Origin of the sequence: uncultured Vibrio sp. (assembly GCF_947488985.1) — a bacterium.
GTDB lineage: Bacteria > Pseudomonadota > Gammaproteobacteria > Enterobacterales > Vibrionaceae > Vibrio.
Genome location: NZ_CANLBV010000045.1, coordinates 1 through 12,123, shown reverse-complemented (window position 1 = coordinate 12,123; position 12,123 = coordinate 1). Strand labels below are relative to the sequence as shown.

At 42.1% G+C, this 12,123-nt stretch carries 11 protein-coding genes; 7 read left to right on the top strand and 4 right to left on the bottom strand.

What is annotated here, in order from left to right:
- Nucleotide 1 precedes the first annotated feature (1 nt).
- On the top strand, nt 2-1,297 hold the full coding sequence (locus tag Q1A70_RS11460; protein ID WP_299691054.1) for a hypothetical protein: 1,296 nt from the start codon (nt 2-4) through the stop codon (nt 1,295-1,297).
- Nucleotides 1,298-1,446: 149 nt separating this feature from the next.
- Here the strand turns inward: Q1A70_RS11460 and Q1A70_RS11455 are convergent, their stop codons facing one another.
- Complete coding sequence (locus Q1A70_RS11455; protein WP_299691051.1) at nt 1,447-1,866, bottom strand: secondary thiamine-phosphate synthase enzyme YjbQ; 420 nt, start codon at nt 1,864-1,866, stop codon at nt 1,447-1,449.
- 329 nt (nt 1,867-2,195) lie between these two features.
- On the opposite strand from Q1A70_RS11455, the gene pgi reads away from it, so the two are divergent.
- The gene (gene pgi, locus Q1A70_RS11450) at nt 2,196-3,848 is read left to right on the top strand and encodes a glucose-6-phosphate isomerase (RefSeq protein ID WP_299691048.1); all 1,653 of its coding nucleotides are present in this window, start codon (nt 2,196-2,198) and stop codon (nt 3,846-3,848) included.
- A 193-nt stretch (nt 3,849-4,041) separates the two neighbouring features.
- On the opposite strand, the gene Q1A70_RS11445 is transcribed toward pgi, so the two are convergent.
- The gene (locus tag Q1A70_RS11445) at nt 4,042-4,503 is read right to left on the bottom strand and encodes a chemotaxis protein CheX (protein ID WP_299691045.1); all 462 of its coding nucleotides are present in this window, start codon (nt 4,501-4,503) and stop codon (nt 4,042-4,044) included.
- Between the two features lie 17 nt (nt 4,504-4,520).
- Entirely contained in the window at nt 4,521-4,979 is a 459-nt protein-coding gene (gene zur, locus Q1A70_RS11440) for a zinc uptake transcriptional repressor Zur (RefSeq protein WP_299691042.1), read from the bottom strand.
- A gap of 626 nt (nt 4,980-5,605) precedes the next feature.
- On the opposite strand from zur, the gene Q1A70_RS11435 reads away from it, so the two are divergent.
- The 5 genes from Q1A70_RS11435 to Q1A70_RS11415 all read left to right on the top strand — a co-directional run bounded on the left by Q1A70_RS11435 (nt 5,606) and on the right by Q1A70_RS11415 (nt 10,565).
- On the top strand, nt 5,606-7,489 hold the full coding sequence (locus Q1A70_RS11435; RefSeq protein ID WP_299691039.1) for a methyl-accepting chemotaxis protein: 1,884 nt from the start codon (nt 5,606-5,608) through the stop codon (nt 7,487-7,489).
- Nucleotides 7,490-7,764: 275 nt separating this feature from the next.
- Nucleotides 7,765-7,956, top strand: coding sequence for a hypothetical protein (locus Q1A70_RS11430; protein ID WP_363318253.1), 192 nt, complete (start codon nt 7,765-7,767; stop codon nt 7,954-7,956).
- Nucleotides 7,957-8,115, top strand: a complete 159-nt coding sequence (locus tag Q1A70_RS11425) for a hypothetical protein (RefSeq protein WP_184999410.1) — start codon at nt 7,957-7,959, stop codon at nt 8,113-8,115. It abuts the gene before it with no gap.
- Between the two features lie 126 nt (nt 8,116-8,241).
- Nucleotides 8,242-9,630, top strand: a complete 1,389-nt coding sequence (locus tag Q1A70_RS11420) for an AAA family ATPase (RefSeq protein ID WP_123539525.1) — start codon at nt 8,242-8,244, stop codon at nt 9,628-9,630.
- Entirely contained in the window at nt 9,627-10,565 is a 939-nt protein-coding gene (locus Q1A70_RS11415; RefSeq protein ID WP_299691023.1) for a DUF4435 domain-containing protein, read from the top strand. Before Q1A70_RS11420 ends, Q1A70_RS11415 begins: the two co-directional genes overlap by 4 nt.
- A gap of 127 nt (nt 10,566-10,692) precedes the next feature.
- Here the strand turns inward: Q1A70_RS11415 and Q1A70_RS11410 are convergent, their stop codons facing one another.
- Entirely contained in the window at nt 10,693-11,760 is a 1,068-nt protein-coding gene (locus Q1A70_RS11410) for a site-specific integrase (RefSeq protein ID WP_299691020.1), read from the bottom strand.
- Nucleotides 11,761-12,123: the final 363 nt, after the last annotated feature.

The following is a 12,123-nucleotide window of genomic DNA, read 5'->3' as shown; positions in this document are numbered from 1 at the left end:
GATGATCAAGCAAAGGATGCTATCTTGGTTAACCTCAACAATGGCACTGCTCAGTGTCGGCTTTTCTTCCTATGCTCTGAGTGACACTCATGCCGCAGGGGCTGACGATTTAGTGAGCGAAGACGGTGCGGTAAAGGATAGCGGTGTAGCAAAGAAAGAGAAAGCTCCAAGAAAAGAGAAAGATTCCGCTTTCCTTCCTTTCTATTTTGCCACTGAAACCATGGGTAATACCTTTGGCGTAGCGGGTGTTGTTAAGGGCGTTTGGCAACCTCAAGCGGCGCTGTTTGGTATGGCACTCTATTCCGACAAAGACAGCTATGTCGGTTTTCTCTCCGCCTTCAATTATGCACTGTCTGAGAACGTTTTGTTCAGCACTCAGATGTACCAAGCGCGTTTCAACGACAACCCTTATTACCTAGGCGATCAAGGTTATAATGACTCTTCGAGCGACAATAAAACCATTACCGATGGCTTAGAGCAAAACTATCAATTTGAATTTAAGTACCTGCTCCCTTGGGGCAATGTGGCAAAACATGGTTTGCTAGGCGCATTTCAGTCAGTTAAAGATGTCAGCTTTGCTTCGCCCGTTGAATCCGGGGTCAGCTCGATTCTGTTTACCCCTTTCTATACGTCTCGTGAGCTAAAAGATTTAAACAATGACGAGAAAGCGACCGGTTTTAGCTTAGCGTTGGATTGGGATAACCGCGATAGTACGCGCAATCCAACCAAGGGCTCGCATACCAATCTTGAGTTCACCACAGGCGCAGAAAGTTGGTCTAACGATGATTTGTGGCTCAAATGGACTTTCCAAAATAGTCAGTACTTCGCGTTAGGCCCGCTCGGCGAGGTGTTTGACCAACAAGTCGTGGCATTCGATTTCTATACTGCCGATACGCCAACCTGGGATAACTGCTCAGGGCAAGATTGCGCTCGACCACCAGAAACCGAGCAAGCTCGATTGGGTGGTTTGTATCGTTTACGAAGTTATATCGGTGGGCGCTTTCATAGTCGTTCAGCGATTCATTATTCCGCTGAGTATCGAGTGACTCCAAACTGGCAGCCACTGGGTGATATTCCTCTGATCAATTACTACGATTTGCCTTGGTGGCAATGGGTCGCTTTTGCTGAAGTCGGGCGGGTTGCTGAAGAGTACGACATTAAAACACTGCATTCCGATATGAAATGGAGCCTAGGTGGCGCGGTGCGTTTCCAAGTGGAAGGAATTGTTGTTCGGGCAGAGTTAGCACAAGGCGCGGATGAAGGGACCTTTAGGGTCATGATAAACCAACCTTTCTAGTTTGGCGGTAACCTTGTTCATTGGGTGGTAACCTTATCCATTTGGCGGTAACCGCTCAACTCTCTCTTATCGTTAAAGGGTGGCATGAAAAGTATCACCCTTTTTGATGGCCGATCATTATGTTTATTCAGAGCACTTGCTACTGAGGATCACTCACCTTGAATAGTCGCAATCACAGTACGGCTTCCAGCACACTCTCTATGCTCACCTAAGTAAATGCCCTGCCATGTACCTAAAGCTAACCGCCCATTGCTGATTGGGATTGTCACACTGCTACCCAGTGTCGAGGCTTTAATGTGGGCGGGCATATCATCGTCGCCCTCATAGGTGTGTTTATAGTAGGGCGCTCGTTCAGGCACAAACTGATTGAAGTGCGATTCCATATCGCTACGCACCGTGGGATCGGCATTTTCGTTGAGTGTTAGGCTCGCGGAAGTATGCTGGATAAATAAGTGTAATAAACCAACAGATAAAGAATTGATGTTATCGATATGTTGTTTAATTTCATCATCAATGAGATGAAACCCACGTTTTCTTGCTTTTAGGTGTATAGTCTTCTGAATCCACATACGCAGCCTTTATAATAATGTGCTTGGAAAAAAAGTCGTTTAACGCTATCTTTTGAACCTGAATGTATCTGGTTTTGCTTATGTTCAGTTATGTTAGAGCGAAAGTCAGCACTGATTTTTTAATCAGGAAATCGAATCCTGATGTATCTCAAGGTGCCGCTCTGCATATTCGGCATAATACGTTGTGAAAAATAATTACAAAGAATCTTTCAGTGATGATGCGGTCTGGTCATCACAGAAAAATAAAAACTTTTGCCTAATCGGGGGCTCTATTCATCACATGAGTGGTGTTTAGAGTAAAACCTACAATAACTTCGAGATAGATACCAATGTTGAAAAATATCAACCCAACACATACACAGGCGTGGAAAGCGCTAACCGAACATTTTGAGTCCGCTCAAGATATGGATATGAAACAGCTGTTTGCTCAAGATGCAAAGCGTTTCGAGAGCTTTTCTACTCGTTTCGGTTCTGACATCTTAGTGGATTACTCTAAGAACCTTATCGATGCTGAAACTATGCAGCACCTATTTGCTCTTGCGAAAGAGACTGAAGTTAAGTCTGCAATTGAAACCATGTTCGGTGGTGATGCAATCAACAAGACTGAAGGTCGTTCTGTACTTCACACTGCACTGCGCAATCGTAGCGATCAGCCAGTAATGGTTGACGGCAAAGACGTAATGCCAGCCGTTAACGCTGTACTCGCAAAAATGGAGCTGTTCACACACCGCATCGTTTCGGGTGAGTGGAAAGGTTACACAGGTAAAGAGATCACGGATGTCGTTAACATCGGTATCGGTGGTTCGGACCTTGGCCCATACATGGTGACTGAAGCGCTAACGCCATACAAAACTCGTCTAAACATGCACTTTGTTTCGAACGTAGATGGTACTCACATTGTTGAGACACTTAAGCCTCTGAATCCAGAAACAACGCTATTCTTAGTGGCATCTAAAACATTTACCACTCAAGAAACCATGACCAACGCGCACTCTGCACGTGATTGGTTCTTGGCTGAAGCAGGTGACAGCGCACACGTTGCAAAACACTTCGCGGCACTGTCAACCAATGCAACAGCGGTGGCTGAGTTTGGTATTGATACCGACAACATGTTCGAATTCTGGGATTGGGTAGGCGGTCGTTACTCACTATGGTCGGCGATCGGTCTTTCTATTTCGCTTGCGATTGGTTTCGATAACTTCGTTGAACTGCTTGATGGCGCGCACGAGATGGATAACCACTTCGCTTCAACTGAATTTGAAAGCAACATCCCAGTTATCCTTGCGCTTATCGGTATTTGGTACAACAACTTCCACGGCGCTGAGTCGGAAGCGATTCTACCTTACGATCAATACATGCACCGTTTCGCTGCGTACTTCCAGCAAGGCAACATGGAGTCAAACGGTAAGTTTGTAGACCGTGAAGGTAATCCGGTAGAGTACCAAACAGGTCCTATCATCTGGGGTGAACCAGGTACAAACGGCCAGCACGCTTTCTACCAACTGATTCACCAAGGCACTAAGCTGATCCCATCAGACTTTATTGCTCCTGCAATCAGCCACAACCCAGCCTCTGATCACCACCAGAAGCTGATGTCTAACTTCTTTGCTCAAACTGAAGCACTTGCTTTCGGTAAGACAAAAGAAACGGTAGAAGCTGAATTCCTAGCGGCTGGCAAAACGGCTGAAGAAGTGGCTGAACTCGTACCTTTCAAAGTGTTTGAAGGTAACCGTCCAACTAACTCAATTCTTGTTAAGCAAATCACCCCGCGCTCTCTGGGTAACCTCATCGCGATGTACGAGCACAAGATCTTTGTTCAAGGCGTTATCTGGAACATCTTTAGTTTCGACCAATGGGGCGTAGAACTTGGTAAGCAACTCGCAAACCAAATCCTGCCAGAGCTTGCTGACGATGCTCAAGTAACGTCTCATGACAGCTCAACCAACGGTCTTATCAATGCATTTAAAGCGTTGAAAGCTTAATTGGATTGATAGCAACAAAAAAAACGCCAACTTTCGGGTTGGCGTTTTTGTATCTGTCGAGTAGTTTTTGTATCTGTCGAGTAATAGACAGAAACCGCTAAATTGCAGCTAATCAGTAAAGAACCATCAAAAAGACTGACCAATCAGTCAGCCTCTTAAATATCAGCATCAGCCTTTTAAATCTTTGCTGCCGCTATTCGAAACAGATCTCGATGAAGGCATTACCCCATTGAGAGCTGAAAGGCATGATGATGATCGCACCTTCACACTTGTGACGAATGGTGTGACCTTTACCTGAAACCACGATAGGCGTGGCCATATCGAAGTCAAAGCCGCTTTCAGCCAGAATGCGTTTGGCGCCACCGGTGACCATGTTGGTGATTTCACCGACCATGTCGGTTACTTCTTCATTTAAGCCATTTGGTCGCTCGCCGAGCATGTTTTCCATGATTTCTAGGGCAAGGGCTTCATCAAAGGTGATCGACATTGAGCCACGAGATTGTGTGCCGACCATGCCGATCAGGCCCGATACATCACCACGAGCAATTTCGTCTTTTTTTACTCTTGGTTTTTGTGGCTTCAATTCCAGGGAAGCCATCGTTTTTAGAACGTTCATCAAAGATGCTAAAAACGGGTTTACAAATTCAGCGCGCATAATGTTCTTCTATAACCTTATTCTTTCATCCCTGAGGAGCAAGCTTGGCAAGTGCCATGTGATTCAATGACATGATTGGTCAACTGAAAGCCATGCTTCTCGGCGTTATTCGCAAGTAGGGTCACCAGCGTCTCGTCTTGTAGCTCGATCACAGTGCCACACTTATCGCAGATCAGTAGCTGGGAAAAATGTTTGTTGGCATTGCAAGAGCAGCAGCATATAAAGCTATTGGTTGACTCAACTCGGTGAATGAAACCTTGTTCTAACAAGAAATCTAAAGCGCGATAAACCGTAGGTGGTTTGGCTTGTGGTTCACTGACTTTCAACTGCTCTAACAACTCATAAGCACTGGAGGCTTTTTTATTAGAGAGAATGAGCTCAAACACGCGCTTTCTCTGAGGCGTCAATCGAACGCCTCGCGATGCGCATATGCCTTCAACTTGCTCTATTAATGTGTGGTCCAAATTTTTCACCATTCAATCGGCCATCCCTATTCAAACCCTATTTCTAGGTTACTACGTTTTGGGGACCAACTATTTCTATTAAAGTCAGGTACAGAGCGTATTGTGACCTACGACTTTGAATAAGACAAGGTAACTCAAAATGACCGTGTGACTCAAGGTATAACTGATTAATGAGGCTGAATTAGAGATCTGGTGAATAGGTTTATACAAAAGTGTGAGGTAATGTTGGTAGAGCACGTTGAGATAGCTCCAACCGCGCATAGCGATAAATAAAATTCAACCTTGTTTTTGTTGGGGTTTTTCGAGCGTTTTGATTAAGGGGATAGCGAGTAAAAGGCCACAATCATAGCGACCTTTATCGTTCACAGTGACTGGATTAATCTAGACGAATATTGAGAGGCTTTGTTGCGTAATTCAATGGAACTCAATCCAGAGCCTACGATCTGATCTACTACGTTCACTCTCTCGCAGCCCTATGTCTAAACCTCGCTACAAAACAACTTCGGCTTCATGAATGTCGCACTTATTATCTGCAATCGCACCATTCAAAATGATACTATATAAAATCGGCTACTCTAAAGAGAGCGCATAGGAGCCTGCCCTCTGTACACTCTGGAACTCAATCAAAAGGTTTAAAATTGAAACAAATTTCGTTAACACAGAAGCTTTTTCTCTTCATTACGTCCTTGTTACTTATCACTAACATTGTCGAGTCATATTGGAGCGCCACATCATCTTTACAGAAACGAAGTGAATCAGCGTATGAGGTAAGCTCTACATTAAATAAATCGTTATCCAAGGCTACTCAGACATGGATAAACTCATTCAAAATAGTTCTTGAATCAACAACTGAGCAGCTAAATAACGGGCAAGACATTAAGTCAGTGACAAAGTTTATCCAAGGCGCGACTACAGCAGATTTAGCATACATAGCTCTAGATAACGGTGATTTTACTACTAGCAAAGAAGTCAACTTACCTAGTGACTTCGATGCCAGAACTAGAGATTGGTTCAAACAGGCAAGAAGCAATCTAAGCAGTATTATTACAATGCCATACCTTGACTCAGCTACAGGCAGCTTAGTTGTGACTGTCGCCTCGCCTATATCAATCTTAGATAGAGTTGGCGTTATTGGTTTAGATCTAAAAATCAATGACGTAACAGCCGACATCGTTAACATAAACACTCCAAACGTTACGGCTTTAATCATGGGAGAAGATGGTTCAATCATTGCGCACAATGACAGCGGCTTAATCCTTAAAGATATAAGCTCTCTATCGAGTGAACTAAACTCCAATTTGATTCAAGGCATGGCACTAGAAAACACATTTCATGAGGTGGCAATATCAGGTTCACCTTATATTTTTTCAGCGAGTAAAATTGAAAACACAAACTGGTACTTTGTAAGCTACATCGACAAGAGCCAATATTTTGAGAGTGTTTACAGCGACATAAAACTAGATATTTTGATCAAAGCTCTTTCCCTTACATTTTTAATTTTAGTGTTTAAGTATTTCATTTACTCATCATTCAAACCATTCTCAGAACTCAATGGGATGATCCAATCTCTTTCTAAGGGGAATTGCGATCTAACCAAAAAACTGCCAGTAAAACAGCTTGATGAGATTGGAATGCTTAGCCAAAGCTTGAATGATTTCATTGGCAAGCTTCAAAGTATCGTACAGAGTATTAACACTTCTAGTGAGCAACTAAACGCAGAAGCTCAAGTCAGTAATAGAGTAGCTAGCAACTCCATAGAGTCAATAGGAACTCAAACTCACGAGTTATCACTTATTACAGTAGCAGTACAAGAGATGGCACATACAGCAGTGGAGGTTGCTAATAACGCGGAACTTGCCGCTAACGCTGCACAATTATCATCAGAGAGTTGCAATGTAGGTAAGCAAATCATTAAGGCTAACCAAGACTCAATATCGAACCTTTCTGAACACATTCAAAATAGTACTCAACGAATCAAAGAAGTTGAAGACAACGCGCTAGAGATCAAATCCATCGTATCAACTATCACTGACATCGCAGAGCAAACAAACTTACTCGCACTTAACGCTGCTATTGAAGCAGCAAGAGCGGGGGAGCAAGGTCGTGGCTTTGCAGTTGTAGCGGATGAGGTCAGAGTTTTATCGCAAAGAACGCGTAGCTCAACTAACGAAATTAGGGACATGATTGAACGCCTACAAGCAAGCAGTATTACTGCCGTTGAGTCTATGGTGCAAAGCGAACATTTGACTATGAGCAGCGTAAAAGAAGCAACCCAAGCGACACTGGCCTTGGAAGATATCACAATCAAAATAGATCAAATTTCTGATATGTCGATGCAAATATCTAGCGCAGCTAGTGAGCAAAAAGTTGTAACCAACGAAGTTAGCAAAAATATTCAATCCGTTAACGACACTGCATTGGCGATGGAAAGAGAAATAGAAACGACAGAGGTTCAGTCTAAATCTATTTACAGAATTTCAAGCGAAATTAGCAACCAAGTCAAAAACTTTAAATGCTCTTAGGCCGTGTTGAGCTTTTGAGCTGTTTTTGCAGCGAGTTGCGGGGTATTTCTACAAGGCATAGGTTTTGATGTGTCGCTGGCCGACATGAAAAGCCGACAACACCGTAGAAATGACCAGCAAACGCAGCCTGAAGGGTTCGGCTAAAAGCGTTTTACTCTTTGTTGAGGAGGATTGGCTTAGAATGACTAGGCTACTTCTCCTCGCCGCGATTAAAACGCTTTCATCTCGAACGAATTTTAGCCGCGAAAGATCAACACACCCTAGAAAAAATCGGCATCGACCTTGAACAACCATCGACTAAAAAGGGTTTAGCGTTACTTGGCGCGGGAGCGGCGTTGGTATCTGCTCACCCTGAACTTATCACCGCGAGCATATCGGCTGACGGTGTTCAATTCGGTGGCATTATTGGCGCAAGTGCTCCAATAGTATTTGGCCTATGGGAAACCCTACGCAATGAGTTCAAGTAAATGGCAGAATATCAAACAATAATTGTTGCCGTTGTTAGTGCTTTGTCTAGTGGGGTGGGGGTAGGCATTACTCTCAAAACGGATGTTAAGTGGCTGCGCTTAATGATGGAAAAGATGGATGAGCGTTTGACTCGGCTTGAGAATAAAAGCCCAAGCTGATTGATTCTTTATTTTTGTGATACATAAAAATATGACCTGATAGGCGTTAAGTGTCACATCATGCTGTATGATATAGGGGAATTTTATTTCCCACATTACTGCAAGCTTTAAGCTAGGTTTGAATTTATGAGCGATATAGGTTTTAAAAAGGTAAGTTTAGAAGGTATACATCAAAGGTATAATCTCAATATTGAACTTAAAGAAGGTTTAAATGTACTTCACGGACAGAACGGTACTGGTAAGTCTACGTTATTACACATAATTGCGAATATAGCGAACCGTGATTTTATTCGTTTTGCGTTCTTAGATTTTAAATCCATAACGGTGACATATTTAGATGGCAGAGTTCTAACCATCACTCAGAAGGATAGAGTGACGTTTATAAAGGCACCAAATGGGGGCGAGTTCCAATTTAATATTCATGATGCTATAGAATATACTGATAATGAAAGAAGTTATGCCAACCGAATGCACCCCATTGAGCCTCCAAGATATGAAAAGCTAGAAGAATATTTGTCTCTGACTGATATTCCTATTATCGGTACAGCATATTTCCCTGCTTTTAGAACTATGTTAGAGGCGTGGGCATCTCAAAGAGATAACCAAGATTCTCGTCCGATTTCAGGTAAAAAAATAATGTCTATGCGAAATGCTACGACATTTTCTCGAAATGTCTTTGGCTCATTTTTACCTGAGATTAACTTCCCTACTCCGACAGAAATTGAAGTGAACCTTCGCAGAGAAATACGGGATGCTCAGTTAGCAATAGCTAGAAATGAAAGTTCAATTTTTAGTAACTCTTTTGTTAAAGTGTTTTCAGCTCTTCTTGAGAAAAAGCCGCCCCAAGACCTCAACTCCTCTGAAATTTTGCAAGAGATAGCGCACCTTTCAATCGAATCATCTCAAAGTATCAGACCTACTGCGGTTGAAGAGTCAAATAATGCTTATGATGAGTTACAAAGAGTTGTGATGAATGGCTTAGATAATTCTCAAGATAGAACATCAAAAGAAACAACAGCAGGAGCGTTAGCTGTTTATAGGGATGCATTAAAAGATAGGAAAGAGTTTAAGGAAAATGCATTTAAGGAAATTGATAAATACTTAGAAGTTGTAAACTCATTTTTAGATAATAAAGCTATAAACTATAAGCTGGATTCAGACCGAAGAATGCCACGCGTAGGACTTGAATTTCCGGATAGTTCGTGGAGTAGCATTAGGGTTTTGTCTTCTGGCGAAAGACAGTTGCTAACCATGTTATACGCTGTAAATAAGATGAGCGGTAACTCTGCTGTTCTTATTGATGAGCCTGAATTATCACTACACATAGATTGGCAGGAAGACTTACTTTCAAAGATGATCGAGCAGCTAGGTAGTCGTCAAATAATAGTTTGTACGCACTCTCCGGCCATAGCAGCGGACTTTGATGAAAGAATGATCGAAGTTGTCCCTATCTTTTCAGATGATCAAGAGTTGCTTGAAGAGATTGATTTTGACTTTGATGAAGATTATTTATGAACAGTAGTAAGATAACTTTTGACATACCACAATATATTGCTCAAGTGAAAATGAGTTCAAAGACTCGTCTTTTAGTTGAAGGGCGAGATGACAGAACTCATATTTCGAACCTTTTACATAAGCTAGGAAGAAGTAAGGTAAGAATTGATACCGCTGAGCAGATTAAAGGCAACTGTCAACAAACGGCTAAAAACAACAGAAAAAAAATTGACGTTATTCATGATGTATGTCGAGGGAAAAAGGCATACAGCAACTTATATTACTTAGCAGATAGAGAGTTTGAGCATTTTCATATAGACAGTAGTATCGAGGATCAACTTTCTCATAACTCTCTCATTGATAACCTGTGTTTTACGAGTGGCCACAGTATGGAGAACTATTTTATTAATAGTATGGTTCTTCAGGATGCTTATAGTTATCTGTGTTCATCTGAATATAAACATGATGCTCTAGCTGACTTTGAACGAGTTTTAGCATCTGCATATCAGGTTGTTGCAGCTATAAGTCTAGCTGCTCGTGATTTGGGGAAGGCCACATTTCCTATAGGAGTCATACCATGGGAAGCTTTTCAGTACACCGATGAAAACTTACAGATAGATCCAACGAAGATGCGGTCTATAGGAAGTAATATTTACGAAGAGTTCCTTACTTTATATGAAAAGTGGTTATCTATAACCAAGTTCTCAACAATCGATACTTGTGAAATGATATGTAGAGGACATACAGCTATAATTATGCTTCAAAGAGTATTTTCAAGTTGTCTTTATTCAGTAGCGATTAAAGATGAAGATGCTAATGAAGCTGCTAAGATTGCTGAAAATTTCTCTAAGCTAAGTGAAAGTCAGCTCTCCTGCTCACTTGGTGAAGCTTGGATAAGAAAAGCGGCAGAGGGGGAATCTCGATATCCTCAAACATTAGTTCAAGCTATAGCCTGATATTTTTAAGTTCATTAAGAACACAGGCCTGCCCTATGCTTTATAGAGCAGGCCTTGTTATTCCATATCTATAGCTATTTGGGGAAGTGAGTTAGTAAATGCCTGGAGGTAAAGTTAATAATTAGAGCTAAACCTTTTTGTGCAATTTATGCGGAAATAATTGTGTGTAAACTTGCCATAAAATGTTCAAGTTTCTATGCCCTGTGACTTGGGCAACATCTTCAATTGAGTAGCCCTTTTCAAACAACCGACTTGCTCCCTCTCTTCGCAAGTCGTGATACCTCAAGTCTTCAATACCCAATTCGTTCCTTACTCGCTGAAAGCCTGCACTAACACTTCGTGAGTTGTACGGGAAAATGAGTTCGCCTTTGTCTGGTTGTTTCAGTGCGATCTCAAATGAATCGCCAAGCAACGGCACAATCATATGATTACCTTCTTTCTTCCTTGGGTCTTTTCTATCTCTAACGAGTATCGTTTTATGTTCTTGGTTCAGGTCTTCCCAACGCAACTTGCAGACTTCACCAATCCGCATACAAGTAAGAATGCTAAATTCAAGTATGTCGGTGAATGGAATTCGAGTTGTGCCGTTTGGCCTAAAAGACTCGCGTTGCTCTAATCCAAGCTTTAAGAGTTTCAGTTCTTCAGAAGTAGGGCGGCGTGTTCGTTTCTGACTTTTACCAACTAATCCCATATCAATCAGAACAGGCACCGCTTCATCAAATATCTGGTGATTGGTGTCGATGTTGAAGACAGGCTTAGACTTTTTCATTACAGAACGTAGGTAAGCAATATCATGATAAATCGTTGCGGGTTTGGCTCCTGCGCCTCTTCTATTTTTACAGTGCTCGATTAAGTCGCTAGTTCGTAGCTGATTACTCTCAACTTGGGCGATGTCGCAATCCCTAAGCATTTTAATAACGTAGCGTTTTGTGCGACCTGTATTGTCCCAGAGATCACGTTCAGCCATGAACAAATCGAGGAGTACCGAAAGGGGGACTGTTTTTGGCTGATTGAGTACCCCTTGAGCTTCTAGTTCAGCTACCCTTTTTTTACCGAAAGCTTTAGCGAGTGCTTTCTTTTTTAGAGTTTTGCTTTCCCTGTGTATAATGCGCGAATTCTTTTTAACGATGATTGTTACCTTGAACCTTGGTTCACCGCTTTTTAGCTTTCTGGTCTCGATGGTATAACTTGCCATTGTCCAACTCCTAAAGGGGTACTTGAGGGGTACTACAGGAAGTAATTCCGTTTAATTCTAGGTAATTCACTGTATGTTTGTACAGTATTAATTGAGACTGAATCATGACAAACACTAATAAAACCAGTAAATACGCTAGTAACCGACTTTCCGTTGCACCCATGCTCGACTCGTGCGACTGTAGGTAAAACCTGATTAATAACAGTGCCTTAGATTTCCCCTTTGTATTTAGGGGGCAAATTGGGGGCAAATACTAGATTCTGCCTCTTCAATATCCTCCACACTACCCCCCTCTGGCAGGATAGTTGTCACTGTTAAAATTTACCCAGCATGGGCGGTAATGAGTGAACCTTGTCTCGTATT